Consider the following 18,071-nt stretch of genomic DNA (forward strand, 5'->3'; position numbering starts at 1 on the left):
CCATCCCCCCGGCACCTGCGGTATCAGCCCTGAAACAACACGGAACCTCAGATGCCGGACGCAGGCCCATCCTTCACCGTCAAACTCGCCGAGACCGACGCCGAACTGCACGCAGCGCAACGGCTTCGCTATGACGTTTTCGTGCGCGAGCTGGGCGGCGGCGGAGAGATGGTGGATCACGACGCCGGACTGGAGCGCGACAAGTTCGATCCCTATTTCGACCACATGCTGGCGATCGACGACCAGACAGGCGAAACTGTGGGCGTTTACAGGCTGTTACCGGGCGAACGTGCCGCAGAATTGGGGCAATTTTATTCCGAAGACGAATATGATGTGACTGTCCTGAAAGACAGCGGGCGCAAGCTGTTGGAACTGGGGCGGTCCTGCCTTCATCCCGACTATCGCGGCGGTACGGCGATGTATCATCTGTGGAATGGTCTGGCGACGTATGTGGCAGAACGCCAGATCGAGGTGCTGTTCGGTGTTGCCAGTTTTCACGGCACCGATGTGCAGGCTCTGGCGCAGCCTCTGTCCATGCTGCATCACAACCATCTCGCCCCGCCAGACTTAAGGGTCCGGGCGCAGCCCGAAGTGTTTGAGTCGATGGATCTGGTCGCCCCGGACGCGCTGGACCGCCGCGCGGCTATGGTTCAGGTGCCCGCCTTGATCAAAGCCTATCTGCGGCTGGGCGGGTTCGTGGGCGAGGGGGCGTTCATTGACCACGCCTTTAACACTACAGACGTGTGCCTGATCCTCGATACGGCGCGCATGAACGAACGCCAACGGCGTATTTATAGCGGAGCTTAAAGCGTTGAGTGACTCGTCCTGGCACAGCGAAGATGCCCCAGACCCCATCGAGCTTGGCATTTCGGGCTGGGCACTTGCGATCCTGCGTGGTGTACCTTTGATCGTTTTGCTGCTTGGTGGTTTAACCATCCTGCTTGTCATTCGTCTGATTGAAATTCCCTTCTTTGGACTGCGCCGCCCGGTAACTCCGTTCATCACGCAGTTCGTCTGCCGAAATGCACTGCGTATTCTTAGCATTGGCTTTGAAACATCAGGTGAGTTGATGACGCAACGCGGGGCGGTTGTGGCAAATCACTCATCCTGGTTGGACATCTTTTCGCTGAATGCGCGCAAAAGAGTGTATTTCGTGTCGAAAGCAGAGGTCGCAAAATGGCCCGGTATCGGATGGCTCGCCCGCGCAACCGGCACGGTTTTCATTGAACGGGATCGCAAGAAAGCGCGCGAACAGACTCTTCTGTTTCAAGAACGTTTGGCCGCCGGTCACAAGTTGCTGTTCTTTCCGGAAGGAACCTCGACGGATGGTCTGCGCGTTTTACCTTTCAAAACAACGCTCTTTGCCGCGTTCTTTACCGATGAACTGCGTGATTTCATGTACGTGCAGCCGGTTTCAGTTGTCTATCATGCACCTCAAGGCGAGCCGAACAGGTTTTACGGATGGTGGGGCGACATGGATTTTGGACCGCACCTGCTGAAAACACTCGGGGCACGGCGACAGGGGTCGATCGAGCTGATCTATCACGCTCCGGCAAAGGTCAGCGATTTTGCCAACCGCAAGGAGCTGGCTGCTCATTGCGAAGCAGCGGTCCGTCATGCGCATAGTCTGGCGCAGCTTGAAAAATAAGGGCAAAAGCCTCTTGCGCTGCTTCTAAACCTGCCGTATACGCGCGCCATTAAAACCCGCAGGCGGGGTTTGGCCTTTTTGAGGGAGACATCCTCATCAAGACCGCCGGTTGGAGCATCCGCTTCTTTCACCCCCGCCCAGGCGTAAACCGGAAAAGGAAAATAGCATGGCTCTTCCCGAGTTCACCATGCGTCAGCTGCTGGAAGCTGGCGTTCACTTTGGTCACCAGACACAGCGTTGGAATCCCCGCATGGGCCCGTTCATCTACGGCTCGCGTAATGGCATCCATATCATGGACCTGACCCAGACCGTTCCGATGCTGGATCAGGCTCTGCAGGCCGTTCGTGACACCGTCGCAAAAGGTGGCCGCGTTCTGTTCGTTGGTACCAAGCGTCAGGCCGCTGGCCCGATCGCTGAAGCGGCTGAAAAGTCGGCTCAGTACTACATGAACCACCGCTGGCTGGGCGGCACTCTGACCAACTGGAAAACCGTTTCCCAGTCGATCAACCGTCTGAACCAGATCGACGAAGCCATGGAATCCGGCGCAGAAGGTCTGACCAAGAAAGAGCGTCTGGGCATGGAGCGTGACCAGCAGAAGCTGCAAGCCTCGCTGGGCGGTATCCGCGAGATGGGCGGCGTTCCTGACCTGCTGTTCGTCATCGACGTCAAAAAAGAAGCACTGGCCATCGCCGAAGCCAACAAGCTGGGTATCCCGGTTGTGGCTATTGTCGACACCAACTGCTCGCCCGATGGTGTTGACTACATCATCCCTGGCAACGACGACGCAGCCCGCGCGATCTCGCTGTACTGCGACCTGGCCGCTCGTGCCGCTCTGGACGGTATGACCGCGCAGCTGGGCGCCGCAGGTGTTGACCTGGGTGAGTTTGAAGAAGCTCCGGTTGAAGAAGCCGTTGCAGAAGAAGCGCCCGCCGACGCAGAAACTCCTGCCGAAGCGTAAGCTGCCCGTCACGTAAATGACATATGGGGCAGGGTATGACCTGCCCCAATTCCGTTTGAATTGAGGAGAGCCAAAAGATGGCAATCACAGCAGCAATGGTAAAAGAACTGCGCGACTCGACCGGCGCAGGCATGATGGACGCGAAAAAAGCGCTGACCGAAACCGGCGGCAACATGGAAGAAGCCGTTGACTGGCTGCGCACCAAGGGTCTTGCAAAAGCAGCCAAGAAATCGGGTCGTACCGCAGCCGAAGGTCTGGTTGCAGTCCACGTCGATGGCGGCAACGGTGTTGCAGTCGAAGTAAACTCGGAAACTGATTTCGTCGCGAAAAACGCCGAATTCCAGGAAATGGTAGGCAAGATCGCATACGCAGCCGAAGGCGTCGACAATGTCGAAGCTCTGCTGGCTGCTGATCTGGGCGGCAAGAACGTCGCGGACACTTTGACCGACAAGATCGCAACCATTGGCGAAAACATGTCGGTACGCCGCATGGCCAAGCTGTCGGGCGACACCGTTGTGTCCTACGTCCACAATGCTGCAACCAACGGCATGGGTAAAATCGGCGTTCTGGTTGCTCTGACCGGTGGTGACGAAGCGATCGGTAAGCAGATTGCGATGCATATCGCGGCTGTGAACCCGGCAGCTTTGTCCGAGGCGGACATGGACTCGGCTGTTGTCGAAAAGGAAAAGCAGGTTCAAATGGACATCGCCCGCGAATCCGGCAAGCCGGAGCAGGTGATCGAGAAGATGATCGAAGGCCGCATGAAGAAATTCGTGGCGGAATCGACCCTGCTGAACCAGCAGTTCGTTGTGAACCCTGATCTGACCGTTGAAGCGGCAGCGAAGGAAGCAGGCGCAACCATCACCGGCTTTATCCGTCTGGAAGTTGGCGAAGGCATCGTTGTCGAAAAAGAAGACTTCGCAGCCGAAGTTGCCAAAGCCGCTCAGGGCTAAATTCGATCTCAGATCCCGTTTGGGTTCTGAGTTCATTACAGAGGCCGGCCACGCACTGCGTAGCCGGCCTTTTGTTTGCGCAAATAAAAAAGGACACCAAAGTGTCCAATGCTCATTGGATAGAATGAGGGGCCCCGCATGATGGGGATGGTCGAGGCCCCCCATGATTTCCGACAAAGGTACGTGGACGAATAGACGCCCCTGTGCCAGAGCGATCAGAGAGCTTTGTTATTGCAAAGATCCGACCAAACGTTCCCAGGCTAAAGCCACCACTCACGGAACATTAACACTGTGCAACCAAATGCTCAGATTCGGGAAGTCATGTTTTCCTTACCTAAGGTAAATTGACGCAGAGCAGCGTCAAAATTTGGCGGGCTACGCTTCCATGATGAACATCTGGTTCTGCAATGACGCCTTGAGCACAGCCTGAGCCGTCGTTTCCACCGCCAACGACTCTCGCGCGAGCCTCAGATGCTTTTCAACCGTCGCTGCAGTCAGCCCCATCAGCAGGGCAATGTCCTGTGTCGTCTTTCCGTCGCCGACCCATTCCAGCGCCTCGCGCTGCCGCTTGGTCAGCGCACGGTTAGGGGCATTGTAGGGCAGGGTCAAAATCTTGAGATGCGCGACGTTGTTCATCAACAGGATGTCTTCGCCATGCTCGGCCCACACCTCGTCAACTTCTTCCTGAGTGCGCGAACCGCAGCCAGACAGTGAAATCGCGCCCTTCGAGCGCATAGAGACCGAATTGAAGCTGACGGTATAGCCAGCCACAACACCCTTGGAACGATTGAACTCGACAACTTTGCGTTCGTGTTCCGTAAGGGTTCCGTCCACCATCATGTCCTGTGTAATTTTCCAACTAGCGGCACCTTCGTTCTGCAGCGCCCATTTCAACATCGGAGCGTTGAAATACAGGCCGTCCCGCAGGAACCCATCCAAATAGTCCTTGCCGTGGTTGGTTAGAATTACAAAGTCCTCTGGATCGCCCAGCGACGTTTCAGTCCTAAAGCGTGTGAAACCGTAGAGCAGCCGATGAAAACCATACTCGGCCATTTGCCTGCAATGAGCATCCCAAAGTTCCTCGAGCGTTTTGGTGTAACTGAGGAAATGGAGATACTCATGCAGCTTCATGCAGAAGCCCTTGCGTTCAAATGAGCGGACAACGCATCCAGAGCCAACACATAGCTTTGCGCCCCGAAACCGCAAATTTGCCCGATCGCCACGCGCGCAATATACGAGGTGTGTCGAAAGCTCTCACGCGCGTGGATGTTGGACAAGTGCACTTCCACCACTGGCAACTCCACCGACGCAATGGCGTCCATTAGCGCGATAGACGTATGCGTGTACGCCCCGGCGTTCAGGACGATGCCGTGTTGGGTGTCCTTGGCCACGTGAATTGCATCAATCAACTGACCTTCGTGGTTTGATTGAAAATGAGACACGTCCAGACCAACAGATTTGCCGTGTTTCACGCACAAATGCTCGACCATCTCCAGTGTCGTGCTGCCGTAAACCTCTGGCTGCCGAGTACCCAGAAGATTGAGGTTCGGGCCGTTTAAAATCAGAGCTTTGTGCATTTTCTCACTGTTCCCGTTTACAGGTTCATAAACGCGAAAAGGTGGGGATGTCTACCACCGGTGCAAATTTCAGGCGCACGAGAAACACCCCGCACGCCGTCTTCGTTCAACTCAGGTTTCGATCTCACGAGCTTTCCGGCATTGAAATCACCACTTTGCCCAGGGCTGTTCGATCCGCCAGCATCGTCAGCGCTTCGGCGGCACGGTCCAGTGGAAATTTTGCGCTGATCTGCGGTCTGATCGCGCCTTTGCCGTATAAGTCGAACAATTCTTTGACATTTTCTGCGTGCCCGGACGGGTCACGAAATACCGAAGCGCCCCAGAAAACGCCAACAATCTGACAGCCTTTGAGCAGTGGCAGATTAAGCGGAATCTTGGGAATACCTGCCGGGAACCCAACAACCAGATACCGGCCATTCCACGCCATACTGCGCAGTGCGGGTTCGGCATAGTCTCCACCCACAGCGTCGTAGACGATATCGACTCCGTTAGGTCCGGCCAATGTCTTGATTTCAGCAGACAATGCCTTTTGCGCATCCCGGTCCATCGTGTGCGAATACACGATGGTTTCATCCGCTCCGATCTGGCGGCAGAACTCTGCTTTTTCGTCAGATGAAACTGCGGCGATCACCCTGGCGCCCATAGCCTTGCTCAATTCGATGGCGGCAGTTCCGACGCCACCGGCAGCGCCCAGTATCAGGACGGTTTCATCCGCCTGAACGTTCGCGCGGTCCTTGAGCGCGTGGTAAGACGTGCCGTAGGTAAAAATGAAACACGCCGCATCCTCAAAAGGCATCAACGCAGGGAATTTGACCGCAGTGGCGGCTTTGATCCGCAGATGAGTTGCAAACCCTCCGTGGCCAGTCAGCGCCAAAACACGATCACCAACGTCGAATCCGGTAACACCTTCGCCGACCGCCAGCACTTCGCCCGCGATCTCTCCGCCCGGTGCAAATGGTCTGGGTGGTTTAATCTGATACAGGTCCCGGATCATCAGGGTATCAGGAAAGTTCACGCCTGCGGCCCGAATCCCAACCAGCAATTCACCCTTCTTGGGTTCCGGGTCGGGCAGGGTGGTCAGTTCCAAAGTTTCTGGTCCCCCAGGAGCGACGCTGAGTAATGCTTGCATGTTGGTTCCGTTATCCCTGTTATTCGGTCAGGAGGAACTTTGGCGCTGCAGAAACTGTTGTCAAGAAACCAACTCCGCGCACTTTAGTGAAGGGTGCAAGGCTGGAGGGGATCTCGACCTATGCGCGCCATACAGAAAACACCGAGGTAAAAACCATGACCCCCGAAACGTTATTTTCGCTGCAGGGTAAAACCGCACTCGTCACTGGCGGTGCAACCGGAATAGGTCGAATGGCCGCTGAAGCTCTGGTAAGGGCAGGCGCGCATGTTCTGATTGCCTCTCGTAAAAGCGAAGCCTGCGAAGCAGTGGCCGACGAGTTGAACGCACTGGATGCTCCTGGCAGCGCCGAAGGTTTCGGAGGGGACGTTGGAACCAAAGAAGGCGTAGAGGCCATGGTTTCCGAGATTAACAACCGGACAGATCGCCTTGATATTCTGATGAATAACGCTGGTGTTTCGTGGGGTGCGCCGATGGGCCAGTTTCCATACGAAGCCTGGGACAAAGTGATGTCCGTCAATGTCGCCGGAATTTTCGATCTAACTCAGAAACTTCTGCCCATACTTATGAAGTCAGGTTCCGCAGACGATCCGGCGCGCGTTGTCAATGTCGGGTCGGTGATGGGTGAGGTCCCGATGGGTGACGGTGCCTACAGTTACGCGGCCTCAAAGGCGGCTGTGCTGCATCTGACAAAAATCATGGCGAAAGAGCTGTCTCCCTATAATATCACCGTAAACGCGCTGGCACCGGGTCCGTTTGTCTCTCGTATGACGGCGTTTGCGACAGGGGATGAGACGCTGCGGAAAAAAGTAGGCAAAACCGTCCCTCTGGGCCGCGTTGGTTGCGATGAAGATATTGCTGGCTGCATGCTGTTTCTGTGCGGCCGCGGCGGAAGCTATGTTACCGGCGCTGTCATACCGGTTTCGGGCGGCATCAATGTCGTGACGGCTGGAAATATTTTTGCCGGGGCACAATAGGAACGCGCTGCAATGGGAACAGGAATGACGGACAAAGCAAATCTGGACCTGGCAGCGGTGGACAGCTACCTGAACGCTCATCTTGAGGGCTATCAAGGGCCGCTGGACGCAACAAAGTTCGACGTCGGACAGTCTAACCCAACGTTCGAGTTGCGGACACCGGCGAAGTCATACGTTCTGCGCCGCAAGCCACCAGGGGTTCTGCTGAAATCAGCCCACGCGGTTGATCGCGAGTTTCGCGTTCAAAGTGCGCTTGCCGAAAGCAACGTGCCCGTGCCAAAGATGTATCTTCTGTGCGAGGATGACAGCGTCATCGGCTCTGCATTTTACATAATGGAACGACTTGAAGGGCGCAGTTTCCTTGAGCCGACCATGGACGGTGAGACAAATCAGACCCGAACTGACGTGTTTGATGAGATGAACCGCGTGTTGGCAGAGTTGCATATGGTTGACATTGATGCTGTCGGGCTGTCGGACTTCGGACCGCCAGGGAACTATTTTGAGCGTCAGGTCGCACGGTGGACAAAGCAATACCGGGCCTCGGAGACCAGAACCATTGAGGAAATGGACACGCTAATCACAAAGTTGGAAAGCGCGATCCCCGCAGATGACGGTCAGCGAACTCTGGTTCACGGTGACTATCGGATCGACAACATGATGTTTGAACAAAACGGAACCCGCTGCATCGGTGTTCTGGATTGGGAATTGTCGACCATCGGCCACCCTTACGCCGATCTGGCAGCCGTCATAATGCAATGGCAGATGCCACCGGGAAAAGAAGGACGAGGGCTGGCCGGCATTGATCGGGCATCTTTGGGTTTGCCGTCAGATCAAGAGTTTATCGATCGGTATTGTCAAAGAAGGGGCATTTCCGGGATCGATAACTTCGGGTTCTACCTGGCCTTCAACTTCTTCCGCATGGCCGCCATCCTACAGGGAGTTTTTAAACGGTCGCTGGATGGAAATGCTTCTGATCCGAAGCGCGCGCAAAGGTTAGGGGCATTCGTCCCAATGTTCGCTCAGTACGGTCTCGCCGCTCTGGTTTCGGCTGAAAACGATTGATCAGGATGAACTTGGCAGCTCAAGCTCCAAGTTCCCAAGGCTGTTTTTGCCAAAGAACATCTCGGAACCTGCGAAAAAGGTAGGCACGCCAAATACGCCTTTTCTAACAGCGGCTTTCGTCTGATCCTTGAGCCGCTGTTTCACCTCAACTCCAGTCATAGCTTCTCGAAGCTTACGAACCGGCAATTCGTTCTCTTGCAGGATATCTGCGAGAACATTGATCTCATCAACTTTTTGACCGTGAACCCAGATTGCATCAAATATGGCATCTACATAATTGTTTTCCCATGCTTTTCCACGCGCGAATATAGCGCCGCGCATCGCAAACTTGGTATTGACCGGATGGTGCGGACTTATATGGAAGCTAAGCCCACGGCGTCTGGCATACCGATGAAGATCATGGGTCAGATAAGCAGACTTTTGGCGGATTTCTGAAAACGCCTGAAACGGGTTCTGATTATGCGTTGCCTTGAAAACCGTAGCCAAGAGCACCGGAACATAGTTGATCTCGACCCCGTGCCGAGCAGCAACGTCAGGCAAGACCTTGTGCGCCAGAAACGCGTTGGGACTGCAAAAATCATAAAAGAAATCTACAGCTTGCGGCATCTTCTTCTCCCCAAATGGCAGTTTTCAACCACACACTCGCCACGACGAACCGATTCTCTTTCTCTAACATTGTAGCAGGCGGGCGCGATCAAAGTACGACAATGGGAGAAAACGCCGTTTTCTCTGTCATTTTGGCTCAAGGGATCGCAAAGTCACTTCGATACATTCAAAGTTTTCAAGAACCGATGGGCAGTCAGATGAAATTTGATGAAACGCGGCTGGACCGCATCCGTGATTGGATGCGGCGCTATGTTGACGAAGAAAAATACGCGGGTAGTTCATTGTTGGTTCTGCATCGTGGATCTGAGGTGTTCTTCCACTCGGCGGGCCTCAGAAGTGTTGAAAACAAACTGCCATTTGAACGCGATACGATCGCCCGCATCTACTCGATGACAAAACCTGTGACATCAGTCGCCCTTATGATGCTGGCCGAGCGTGGCTTGTTTCACTTGGACGCGCAGATATCTGATTTTATTCCTGAATTCAAAAATTCACGCGCCTTAGTCAAAGGCGCGTCGCGGATAGATCAGACTGAGGCATCGACACCTCCGACGCTGCATCAAATCCTGACCCACACAAGCGGCTTCAGTTATCCTTTCAATCCCGGAGTGCTGCCTGCGGCTATGGATGATCAGGATATGATCTTCGGACCAAGGCAGGGGCTTTTGAAGGACCGCGTCATCGATCTTGCAAAGCTGCCATTGGCGTTTCAGCCCGGTACCCGCTGGGAATACTCCGTTGGAATTGATGTATTGGGCCGCGTTATCGAAGTCGTGTCCGGCCAGACACTCGACCAGTTCTCCCGCACGCAGATATTTGAACCGTTGGGGATGCATGAAACAGACTTTTCGGTGCCTGTCGGGGCAGGGGATCGGTTTGCGTCCCTCTACACGCCGCTGTCCGGGGACGCGATGGCGCTGAACTCGGCCGAGAAGGGTGCCCAAACCCTGCGCTTGGTGGATCACCTCGGCAAATCCCCTTTCGAGCATGCAACGACCTTTTCAGGCGGTGGAGGGCTGGTAGGAACGATCGACGACTACGCCAAGTTTGCCGAGATGCTTCGTAATCGGGGGCAGGGCAACGGTCACCGCTTACTGGGATCAAAGACCGTCGATTACATGCTGCAAAACCACTTGCCCGGAGACATTGCATCCATGGGACCTCAGAGTTTTGCCGAACAACCAATGGAGGGGATGGGTTTCGGTCTTGGTGGAGCGGTCGTGTTGAACCCCGGCAGGACACGCACTCCGGGGTCCATCGGAGATTTCAGTTGGGGTGGTATGGCCTCGACTTTCTTTTGGATTGATCGGGTAAATGACCTGACCGTCGTATTTTTCACCCAACTGTCACCTTCCAGTTCTTACCCATCGCGTTCCGAATTGAAGGCTCTTGTTCATGGGGCAATGATTGAATGACCCGGACTGTGCTGATAGGCCCCTTCCGACACACAGCCGGAGACACCGCATGACTGAGGCAGAACGCATCCTTCTTGACCTTTTGAACGTCGAAAGGCTGGAAGTTGACCTGTATCGCGGTGTCGGTTCAGGCGGTGAAACCCCCACGAGAATTTTTGGCGGGCAGGTAGTCGCTCAGGCGCTTGCGGCTGCGTACCGTACCGTTGACGACCGGTTGTGCCACTCTTTGCACGCGTATTTCATTCGACCCGGCGACCCATCTATTCCCGTTATTTATCAAGTTGATAGAGCACGAGATGGAGGCTCCTTCACGACCCGGCGTGTTGTTGCGATACAGCATGGCAAACAAATACTGAACATGTCCGCTTCGTTTCATGTGATGGATGAAGGCTGGGATCATCAGCACGCTATGCCAAGCCTTGAAAAGCCCGAACAATATCCTTCTCGAGACGAGCTGCGCGACAGGTATCTTGACGAAGTCCCAGCCAAACTGCACGGCGAACTGAAACGAGAACGACCAATAGAAGTTCGCGAAGTCAGTCATTTACACCCGTTGACACCCGAACAATCAGATGACCGCAATCAAATCTGGTTTCGCATGAACTCCGCATCACAAGTTGATGAAGTTACACAACAATTGCTTTTGACATATGCCTCGGACATGTACTTGCTAAGCTCTGGCTTGCGCCCACACGGGCTGAGCTGGTTCTCGGGGGATGTCAACGGCGCGAGCCTGGATCATGCGCTATGGTTTCATGCGCCGGTACGTTTTGAGAAATGGCACATGTACGCGATGGATGCACCCTGGAGCGGACGAGGGCGCAACTTTAACCGTGGCTCGATATACTCGGAAGACGGAACTCTGGTCGCATCGGTCGCCCAGGAAGGGTTGATGCGGAAAACGCAGAAATCCCGTTAAGTTCCTTCAATAAACTTCTGATTTAACAAACACATCCCGCCTAGCCAGCGCTCGTAGTCGCCAGCTTTGACCTGCATGTAGTTCAGAACTTGGGGATGCGGAAGGTTGATTGGGCTATGGCATCTGCACCAGCTTGATCAATGTCCGCGCAAACTACAGTCGCGTTTTCACGAGCAAAGCGTTCTGCAAGACCTTTGCCGATGCCTCCAGCGGCGCCAGTGACAACAATCGTTTTTCCGCGCAGTTCCATTTTTCACCTCGGCATTGTGGTCAGGAAGTAATCCTAAAGCACTGGTAAAACGTGAAAAGCTAAAGTTAGCTAATCACATTTTTTACCATAATACCGATTACACGACTTATTGACGGGATCAGTAAAACGCCTGTAATCCGGTCTGTGCCCGTCCCAGGATCAACGCATGAACGTCATGGGTGCCTTCATAGGTGTTCACAGTTTCAAGATTGACCATGTGCCGGATCACTTGGAATTCCAGCGAGATACCGTTGCCGCCGTGCATGTCTCGGGCCATGCGCGCAATTTCAAGCGCCTTGCCGCAATTGTTGCGTTTGACAATCGAGATCATCTCGGGCGCTGCTTCGGCCTGATCCATCAGACGGCCAACGCGCAAACTTCCTTGCAAGCCCAAAGCAATCTCGGTCTGCATGTCAGCCAGCTTGCGCTGGAACAGTTGAGTTTGGGCCAAAGGCTTGTTGAACTGTTTCCGATCCAGCCCGTATTGACGTGCACCGTGCCAGCACGCTTCGGCCGCGCCCATGGCACCCCAGCTAATTCCGTACCGAGCGCGGTTCAGACACCCAAACGGGCCTTTCAAACCTTGAACATGAGGGAGCAACGCGCCCTCGCCCACCTCGACACTATCCAAAACGATCTCGCCAGTGATCGACGCGCGCAAGCTCATCTTGTTTTGGATTTTCGGAGCACTCAGTCCCTTGAGACCTTTGTCCAGAACGAAACCACGAATTTTACCATCGTGCGCATCGGACTTGGCCCAGATCACGAAGACATCCGCAATCGGAGAGTTCGATATCCACATTTTGCTGCCAGTCAGCCGATAGCCGCCGTCAATCTTCTCGGCTCGGGTTTTCATGCCCGCCGGATCAGAACCAGCGTCCGGTTCGGTCAAACCAAAACAACCAATCCATTCTCCGCTGGCAAGTTTGGGCAGGTATTTCCGGCGCTGTTCCTCGCTGCCATACGCATAGATCGGGTACATGACCAACGAGCTTTGGACCGACATCATCGACCGATAACCGGAATCCACGCGCTCGACCTCGCGGGCGACCAATCCATACGACACGTATCCACCGCCCAATCCACCGTATTCTTCGGGGATAGTGGTTCCCAAAAGGCCCATTTCACCCATTTCCCGAAAGATTTCAGGATCGGTTTCTTCGTTTTGAAACGCGTTTGTAACCCTTGGTTGAAGCTTTTCTTGTGCGTATGCCTGTGCACTTGCCGCGATCATACGCTCGTCTTCTGTCAACTGATCTGACAGACGGAACGGATCGTCCCAAGCGAATTGACCCAAGTCCGGAGCATCTTTGGCACGCAGGGTCGGCTTTGTATCAGGGGCGTTCATGGTCTGTCTCCGCTCAATTTTCTTGGGCGCAAACTAACCTGTCGGTCGCCGAAATGACAGTAAGAGATTCGCAATATGTTATGAGTTCAACTCATACGTTTATGAGTGCACCCCCTGCCCTGACGTCATCCCAGGGCGTAGCCTGCTCCTCGCACCGTGCGAACGGGATCTTTGCCGCCATGTTGCGTCAAAGCCTTCCGTAGCCGACCGATATGCACGTCAACCGTACGGGTATCGACATAGATATCGCGCCCCCAGACACGGTCCAGCAGTTGTTCACGGCTCCAGACACGACCCGGTTTTTCCATGAAAGTGCTTAACAGGCGGAATTCTGTTGGGCCCAGTTTCAACGGCATGTTGTCGCGGCTGACCTTGTGGGTCTCGGAATCCAGAATGATGTCGTCGTATTCCAGCCGCAATCCCACCGTCGCGGGGCGTACCCGACGCAGCTGAGTTCTGACCCTGGCCATCAACTCGACAACCGAATACGGCTTGACCACATAATCATCCGCGCCCGTTTCCAGGCCGCGCACCTTATCGACCTCTTCCGAGCGTGCAGACAGCATAATGATCGGAATTGACCGCGTATCAGGGCGGGATTTCAGCCTTCGACACACCTCGATCCCGCTGAGGTTCGGCATCATCCAATCCAGAACAATGATGTCCGGGTTGTCCTCGTCGACCAAAAGCATGGCCTCGTCACCACTGGCGGCCTTGGACACCTTGAATCCTTCTGCCTCGAGGTTGTAGGCCAGCACTTCGCGCTGAGCCAGTTCATCCTCGACAACCAGCACGGTTGGTTGATCAGCGGACATGTCTCAAAACTCCTAAACGGATTGCGAAGTGATATCAGCCTTCGGCCGCGCCTCTGCCGGGCGTTCGCCGGTCACGAGGTAAACGACCTGCTCGGCGATTGCGGTCACATGGTCGCCCATTCTTTCAATGTTCTTGGCAATGAAATGCAGGTGCATACAGGATGAAATGTTGCGCGGATCTTCCGCCATAAAGGTCAGCAATTCGCGGAACAGGCCGTTATACATCTGGTCCACTTCTTCATCCCGGTTGATGACGTCCGTGGCCAGTTCAGCGTCGCGCTGAATATAGGCATCCAGCGCGTCCCGCAGCATCAGTTCAACCTCACGCGCCATTCGGCGCAAAGCCGCAGCGCTGCCGTTGATCTCGCCCGCATTGGCTATGACAGTGGTCCGCTTTGCGATGTTCTTGGCATAGTCACCGATGCGCTCAAGGTTGCCAGACACCTTCAGGACTGACAGGACCAAACGCAGATCGCTGGCCGTGGGCGCGCGCAAAGCAATCAGACGCGCGGTCTCTTCGTCGATCAGTTCTTCCAGAGCGTCGATGGCCTTGTCGCCCTGACGCACCTGTTGGGCCAGCTCCTCGTCCCGGGATTCCAGCGACCGTGCGGCGCCCAGGATGGCAGCTTCGACCAGCCCGCCCATTTTCATGATATGGGCCTGAATCGCTTCGAGATCGCGGTCGAAAGCGGATGCAATATGTTGTTCGGTCATGCTCTAATACCTGTCCTCAACCGATCCGGCCGGTGATGTAGCTTTCGGTGCGGGGATCTTCGGGGTTAGTGAAGATTTGCCCGGTCTCGCCAAACTCGACGAGGTTCCCAAGGTGGAAAAACGCTGTTTTCTGGCTGACCCGCGCGGCCTGCTGCATCGAGTGGGTCACGATCACCACCGAATAGCGCGAGCGAAGCTCATCTATCAGCTCCTCGACCTGCGCGGTTGCAATCGGGTCTAGGGCCGAGCATGGCTCATCCATCAGCAGAACTTCGGGTTCGGTCGCCACGGCGCGGGCGATGCACAAACGCTGCTGCTGACCACCGGAAAGGCCGGTGCCGGGGGCATCCAGACGGTCTTTGACCTCATCCCAAATCGCACCACGGCGCAGGGATTTCTCAACAATCTCATCCAGTTCCGCCTTGTTCTTGGCAAGGCCGTGGATACGCGGACCGTAGGCTACGTTGTCGTAGATCGATTTGGGGAACGGGTTCGGTTTTTGGAACACCATGCCCACCTTGGCGCGCAGTTGCACGGGGTCAACGCGCTTGTCATAGATATCCTCGCCATCCAGCAGGATATCGCCTTCGACCCGGCAGATGTCGATTGTGTCGTTCATCCGGTTCAGGCAGCGCAGGAACGTGGACTTGCCGCAACCCGACGGGCCGATGAATGCAGTCACGGTCTTTTCTTCGATCTCAACATTCACGTCTTTGATGGCGTGAGTGTCGCCGTAATAGACCTGAACCTTGTTCGCGGCGATCTTGATAGCTTTGGAGTCCACGGTTCTCTCCACTCGTGTCATATCGTTCATAATAAGCCCCTTACCAGCGGCGTTCAAAGCGGCGGCGCAGGATGACCGCGATGGTGTTCATTGTCACGAGGAAGATCAACAGGATGATGATCCCCCCCCAAGCACGTTCGTAAAAGGCCGGGTCAGCGCGTTTGGACCATTCGTATATCTGCGCTGGCATGGCCGAGTTCGGCGACAGGAAGCCCGCCACCAGACCGTCGGGTGGGTTCGAGGCGACAAAGCCCACCATCCCGATCAGCAGCAGCGGCGCGGTTTCCCCCAGCGCCTGCGCCAGCCCAATGATGGTCCCGGTCAAAATACCCGGCGCAGCCAGCGGCAACACATGGTGGAACACCGCCTGCATTTTCGAGGCCCCTACCCCAAGTGCTGCATCGCGGATCGACGGCGGCACCGCCTTAAGCGACGCGCGGGTCGAGATGATGATCGTCGGCAGCGTCATCAGCGTTAGCACCAGACCACCCACCAACGGTGCCGAGGTCGGCAGATGCATATAGTTGATGAACACGGCCAGACCCAGAATACCGAACACAATCGACGGCACGGCGGCCAGGTTCGAGATGTTCACCTCAATGATATCCGTGAGACGATTCTGCGGCGCAAATTCCTCAAGGTAGATCGAGGCTGCCACGCCAATCGGCAGCGCCAGCGCCAGCACCACGAACATCATGAATAGCGAGCCCAGCATCGACACACCGATCCCCGCAGCCTCGGGCCGTTGGTCCGAGGCATCAGCACCGAAGATGAAATCGGGGTTGAACGCTTTGTACAGCACGCCGGCGTCCCGCAGTTGATCGACGAAATCCAATTGCGCGGTGGTGATGCTTTTGTCATTCGCGATGGACTCGCGCGTTACACGGCCCTTCATGTAGCCATCCACGCGACTGTTAACCAGAAAGCGGAAGCTGATTGTTTTTCCAATCTCGTCGGGATTGGCGAGGACATAGCTCCGCAATTGGGCCTGCGCCGACTTGGACAGGATCTTGCCCATCTCTTTGGGCTTTAGGTCTGTCTGGATACCCAGCTCTTGCACTTCGGCCTCAATCGCCGAGGCGATCAGCGGGGCATATCCGAAGGTCGAGACCTTTTTAATGTCTTCGATATTGCGGTTGCCCTTCTTGTCCAGCTTGTCTTCTTTCAGTTCGACATTCAGCTCAAGGAAGGTCTGCTGGAACGCGCCCGTACCAGCGGTCACGATGTTAGTAACCAAAACGATCAGCATCAGCACACCGATCCCGATGGCGGCAATCCCATACAGCTTGAACCGTCCCTCGGCCGCATTGCGGCGTTTGGTGCGCGCGTCTTTTTCAAACAGCGAGCCACCTTTGGGCTTCGCAGCAGGAGCAGCGCCTGGGGTTTGGGAAATATCGGTCATTCGTACTGCTCCCGGTATTTGCGCACGATATAAAGGGCGAAGATGTTCAGCCCCAGCGTAATGATGAACAGGGTCAGACCCAGCGCAAAGGCCACCAGCGTTTCAGGGCTGGCAAAATCGGTATCACCGGTCAACTGGCTGACGATCCGCGTTGTGATGGTTGTCATCGCCTCGAACGGGTTACCCGAGAATTTGGCGATTGCACCGGCGGCCATTACCACGATCATCGTCTCGCCAATGGCGCGGCTGGCGGCCAGCAGGATCGCACCGACGATCCCGGGCAGCGCGGCAGGCAGAACCACCTGACGCACGGTTTCGGATTTGGTGGCACCCAGCCCAAGCGAGCCATCGCGCATCGACTGCGGCACCGCGTTGATAATGTCATCAGACAAGGACGAGACAAACGGGATCAGCATGATGCCCATCACTAGACCCGCGGTCAGCACCGCGTTCGAACTGGCCATCCAGCCAACCCCCAGCGCGCCACCTTCGCCGAACATCGAAACCAGCGCGGGGCCGACCGTCAACAGGGCAAACAGACCGTAAACGATGGTTGGAATACCGGCGAGGATCTCAAGCAGCGGTTTCGCCACCGCACGCGTCGCGCCCGAGGCGTATTCCGACAGGTAGATCGCCGCAAACAAGCCAATCGGCACCGCCACCAGCAGCGCGATTACCGAGATATACAGCGTTCCCCACAAAAGCGGCAGGATCGACAGCTCGGACCCGCCACGGAAGTTCGGTGCCCACGTGCTGCCAAAAAAGAAGTCCTTCCACGAATGCAGTTGGAAGAAGTTCAGCGTTTCAAAGAACATCGACAGTACGATGCCCACGGTCGTCAGGATAGCAATTGACGCAGCCAGCAACAGCAGCGCCAAAACCCCTTGCTCGACCACGTTTCGGGCGCGGAATTCCTTGTGCGTCCGAATATAGGCGAAGGCCGCACCCAACAGCGCAACAGCAAGAACGATGATCTGCATGGCGACAGAACCGGCGGTTGTCATACTGCGATACTTCTGCGCAGCGATCAGGATCGGCTGAGAGATATCCTGCGTCAAAACCTGCCCGGCGTTCTTCAGCGTAGAGGTTAGTTCCTCAATATCCGTGTTCGCGTCCTGCGCTTCTGCCTCGGTCATTGCACCGGTCGCAACGGCACCTTCCAGCCCGTCAGCGACGCGCCGCACCTCGCTCATGATGAGGCCGCGATCTGAACCCTCTGGGATTGCCTGGTCGGGAATGAGACCAGAAACCGTGCTGTTCACGATCATCGGCTGAGCCAGAAGCCAGATAATCAGGACTCCCAAAGCGGGGACCAATGCTGTCAAAGCGACATTGTAGCCATAGTAGGAGGGCAGTGAATGAAGTTCGCGAGCGTCTCCGCCCGCACTTGCCAATGCACGGGAACGACCCGTGAAATATCCAATCACTGCCAGCGCAAGCAGGATAAGTAACAGCCAGGATAACGCCATGAAAACTCCGATGGTATCGCTAGGTGTGGAGTCAAAAAGAACCGGGGC

Annotated in this window: 19 protein-coding genes; 8 read left to right on the forward strand and 11 right to left on the reverse strand. The window is 55.6% G+C overall.

The genetic code is table 11. The annotated features are described in order from the left end of the window. The first annotated feature begins 51 nt into the window (after window positions 1-51). The 4 genes from olsB (at window position 52) to tsf (ending at window position 3,559) form a co-directional block, all read left to right on the forward strand. Entirely contained in the window at window positions 52-807 is a 756-nt protein-coding gene (gene olsB, locus ACR0KS_RS14360) for an L-ornithine N(alpha)-acyltransferase (protein WP_170566611.1), read from the forward strand. Window positions 808-811: 4 nt separating this feature from the next. Next, window positions 812-1,648: a lyso-ornithine lipid O-acyltransferase gene (olsA, locus tag ACR0KS_RS14365; protein WP_170566609.1), complete on the forward strand. Its 837-nt coding sequence runs from the start codon at window positions 812-814 to the stop codon at window positions 1,646-1,648. A gap of 166 nt (window positions 1,649-1,814) precedes the next feature. Further along, window positions 1,815-2,606 (forward strand): 30S ribosomal protein S2, encoded by a 792-nt coding sequence (rpsB, locus tag ACR0KS_RS14370; RefSeq protein WP_170388354.1) that lies wholly within the window; start codon window positions 1,815-1,817, stop codon window positions 2,604-2,606. Between the two features lie 77 nt (window positions 2,607-2,683). Next, complete coding sequence (gene tsf, locus ACR0KS_RS14375; protein WP_170388352.1) at window positions 2,684-3,559, forward strand: translation elongation factor Ts; 876 nt, start codon at window positions 2,684-2,686, stop codon at window positions 3,557-3,559. 375 nt (window positions 3,560-3,934) lie between these two features. Here the strand turns inward: tsf and ACR0KS_RS14380 are convergent, their stop codons facing one another. The 3 genes from ACR0KS_RS14380 to ACR0KS_RS14390 form a co-directional block, all read right to left on the reverse strand. Beyond that, complete coding sequence (locus ACR0KS_RS14380) at window positions 3,935-4,690, reverse strand: LuxR family transcriptional regulator (RefSeq protein WP_170388350.1); 756 nt, start codon at window positions 4,688-4,690, stop codon at window positions 3,935-3,937. Next, on the reverse strand, window positions 4,687-5,136 hold the full coding sequence (gene aroQ / locus ACR0KS_RS14385) for a type II 3-dehydroquinate dehydratase (protein ID WP_170485430.1): 450 nt from the start codon (window positions 5,134-5,136) through the stop codon (window positions 4,687-4,689). Before aroQ ends, ACR0KS_RS14380 begins: the two co-directional genes overlap by 4 nt. Window positions 5,137-5,260: 124 nt before the next feature. After that, entirely contained in the window at window positions 5,261-6,265 is a 1,005-nt protein-coding gene (locus ACR0KS_RS14390) for an NADPH:quinone oxidoreductase family protein (protein ID WP_170566607.1), read from the reverse strand. A 155-nt stretch (window positions 6,266-6,420) separates the two neighbouring features. On the opposite strand from ACR0KS_RS14390, the gene ACR0KS_RS14395 reads away from it, so the two are divergent. Together ACR0KS_RS14395 and ACR0KS_RS14400 are read left to right on the forward strand one after the other, a co-directional pair. Next, on the forward strand, window positions 6,421-7,239 hold the full coding sequence (locus tag ACR0KS_RS14395; protein ID WP_170485426.1) for an SDR family oxidoreductase: 819 nt from the start codon (window positions 6,421-6,423) through the stop codon (window positions 7,237-7,239). 24 nt (window positions 7,240-7,263) lie between these two features. Further along, window positions 7,264-8,301, forward strand: a complete 1,038-nt coding sequence (locus tag ACR0KS_RS14400) for a phosphotransferase family protein (RefSeq protein ID WP_170566605.1) — start codon at window positions 7,264-7,266, stop codon at window positions 8,299-8,301. Here ACR0KS_RS14400 and ACR0KS_RS14405 read toward each other — a convergent pair whose 3' ends face one another. Further along, on the reverse strand, window positions 8,302-8,907 hold the full coding sequence (locus tag ACR0KS_RS14405; protein ID WP_170566596.1) for a 2-hydroxychromene-2-carboxylate isomerase: 606 nt from the start codon (window positions 8,905-8,907) through the stop codon (window positions 8,302-8,304). It lies immediately after the preceding gene. Between the two features lie 197 nt (window positions 8,908-9,104). Here ACR0KS_RS14405 and ACR0KS_RS14410 point away from each other — a divergent pair, with 197 nt between their 5' ends. Together ACR0KS_RS14410 and ACR0KS_RS14415 are read left to right on the forward strand one after the other, a co-directional pair. Continuing rightward, the gene (locus ACR0KS_RS14410; RefSeq protein WP_170566593.1) at window positions 9,105-10,322 is read left to right on the forward strand and encodes a serine hydrolase domain-containing protein; all 1,218 of its coding nucleotides are present in this window, start codon (window positions 9,105-9,107) and stop codon (window positions 10,320-10,322) included. A 49-nt stretch (window positions 10,323-10,371) separates the two neighbouring features. After that, window positions 10,372-11,241 (forward strand): acyl-CoA thioesterase, encoded by an 870-nt coding sequence (locus ACR0KS_RS14415; protein WP_170566591.1) that lies wholly within the window; start codon window positions 10,372-10,374, stop codon window positions 11,239-11,241. A gap of 82 nt (window positions 11,242-11,323) precedes the next feature. Here the strand turns inward: ACR0KS_RS14415 and ACR0KS_RS14420 are convergent, their stop codons facing one another. From ACR0KS_RS14420 to pstC, 7 genes are all read right to left on the reverse strand, one after another. Beyond that, window positions 11,324-11,491 (reverse strand): SDR family NAD(P)-dependent oxidoreductase, encoded by a 168-nt coding sequence (locus ACR0KS_RS14420; RefSeq protein ID WP_170566589.1) that lies wholly within the window; start codon window positions 11,489-11,491, stop codon window positions 11,324-11,326. 118 nt (window positions 11,492-11,609) lie between these two features. After that, window positions 11,610-12,839 (reverse strand): acyl-CoA dehydrogenase, encoded by a 1,230-nt coding sequence (locus ACR0KS_RS14425; RefSeq protein ID WP_170566587.1) that lies wholly within the window; start codon window positions 12,837-12,839, stop codon window positions 11,610-11,612. A gap of 125 nt (window positions 12,840-12,964) precedes the next feature. After that, on the reverse strand, window positions 12,965-13,654 hold the full coding sequence (phoB, locus tag ACR0KS_RS14430; protein WP_170389308.1) for a phosphate regulon transcriptional regulator PhoB: 690 nt from the start codon (window positions 13,652-13,654) through the stop codon (window positions 12,965-12,967). A 12-nt stretch (window positions 13,655-13,666) separates the two neighbouring features. Next, window positions 13,667-14,368 (reverse strand): phosphate signaling complex protein PhoU, encoded by a 702-nt coding sequence (phoU, locus tag ACR0KS_RS14435; protein WP_170389307.1) that lies wholly within the window; start codon window positions 14,366-14,368, stop codon window positions 13,667-13,669. A gap of 16 nt (window positions 14,369-14,384) precedes the next feature. After that, window positions 14,385-15,182, reverse strand: a complete 798-nt coding sequence (gene pstB / locus ACR0KS_RS14440) for a phosphate ABC transporter ATP-binding protein PstB (protein WP_170389306.1) — start codon at window positions 15,180-15,182, stop codon at window positions 14,385-14,387. Between the two features lie 10 nt (window positions 15,183-15,192). Beyond that, entirely contained in the window at window positions 15,193-16,554 is a 1,362-nt protein-coding gene (pstA, locus tag ACR0KS_RS14445; RefSeq protein ID WP_170485407.1) for a phosphate ABC transporter permease PstA, read from the reverse strand. After that, on the reverse strand, window positions 16,551-18,023 hold the full coding sequence (pstC, locus tag ACR0KS_RS14450) for a phosphate ABC transporter permease subunit PstC (protein WP_170556797.1): 1,473 nt from the start codon (window positions 18,021-18,023) through the stop codon (window positions 16,551-16,553). Before pstC ends, pstA begins: the two co-directional genes overlap by 4 nt. Between the last annotated feature and the right edge of the window lie 48 nt (window positions 18,024-18,071).

It is taken from the genome of Ruegeria sp. BC7 (assembly GCF_056539165.1).

What these genes read in the sequence shown, in the direction of transcription:
- rpsB (WP_170388354.1), top strand. Translation starts at nt 1,815, where the DNA reads ATGGCTCTTCCCGAGTTCACCATGCGTCAGCTGCTGGAAGCTGGCGTT.
- ACR0KS_RS14390 (WP_170566607.1), bottom strand. Translation starts at nt 6,265, where the DNA reads ATGCAAGCATTACTCAGCGTCGCTCCTGGGGGACCAGAAACTTTGGAA.
- aroQ (WP_170485430.1), bottom strand. Translation starts at nt 5,136, where the DNA reads ATGCACAAAGCTCTGATTTTAAACGGCCCGAACCTCAATCTTCTGGGT.
- ACR0KS_RS14425 (WP_170566587.1), bottom strand. Translation starts at nt 12,839, where the DNA reads ATGAACGCCCCTGATACAAAGCCGACCCTGCGTGCCAAAGATGCTCCG.
- pstB (WP_170389306.1), bottom strand. Translation starts at nt 15,182, where the DNA reads ATGAACGATATGACACGAGTGGAGAGAACCGTGGACTCCAAAGCTATC.
- olsB (WP_170566611.1), top strand. Translation starts at nt 52, where the DNA reads ATGCCGGACGCAGGCCCATCCTTCACCGTCAAACTCGCCGAGACCGAC.
- pstC (WP_170556797.1), bottom strand. Translation starts at nt 18,023, where the DNA reads ATGGCGTTATCCTGGCTGTTACTTATCCTGCTTGCGCTGGCAGTGATT.
- phoU (WP_170389307.1), bottom strand. Translation starts at nt 14,368, where the DNA reads ATGACCGAACAACATATTGCATCCGCTTTCGACCGCGATCTCGAAGCG.
- ACR0KS_RS14400 (WP_170566605.1), top strand. Translation starts at nt 7,264, where the DNA reads ATGACGGACAAAGCAAATCTGGACCTGGCAGCGGTGGACAGCTACCTG.
- tsf (WP_170388352.1), top strand. Translation starts at nt 2,684, where the DNA reads ATGGCAATCACAGCAGCAATGGTAAAAGAACTGCGCGACTCGACCGGC.
- pstA (WP_170485407.1), bottom strand. Translation starts at nt 16,554, where the DNA reads ATGACCGATATTTCCCAAACCCCAGGCGCTGCTCCTGCTGCGAAGCCC.
- ACR0KS_RS14405 (WP_170566596.1), bottom strand. Translation starts at nt 8,907, where the DNA reads ATGCCGCAAGCTGTAGATTTCTTTTATGATTTTTGCAGTCCCAACGCG.
- ACR0KS_RS14420 (WP_170566589.1), bottom strand. Translation starts at nt 11,491, where the DNA reads ATGGAACTGCGCGGAAAAACGATTGTTGTCACTGGCGCCGCTGGAGGC.
- ACR0KS_RS14380 (WP_170388350.1), bottom strand. Translation starts at nt 4,690, where the DNA reads ATGAAGCTGCATGAGTATCTCCATTTCCTCAGTTACACCAAAACGCTC.
- ACR0KS_RS14395 (WP_170485426.1), top strand. Translation starts at nt 6,421, where the DNA reads ATGACCCCCGAAACGTTATTTTCGCTGCAGGGTAAAACCGCACTCGTC.
- ACR0KS_RS14410 (WP_170566593.1), top strand. Translation starts at nt 9,105, where the DNA reads ATGAAATTTGATGAAACGCGGCTGGACCGCATCCGTGATTGGATGCGG.
- ACR0KS_RS14415 (WP_170566591.1), top strand. Translation starts at nt 10,372, where the DNA reads ATGACTGAGGCAGAACGCATCCTTCTTGACCTTTTGAACGTCGAAAGG.
- phoB (WP_170389308.1), bottom strand. Translation starts at nt 13,654, where the DNA reads ATGTCCGCTGATCAACCAACCGTGCTGGTTGTCGAGGATGAACTGGCT.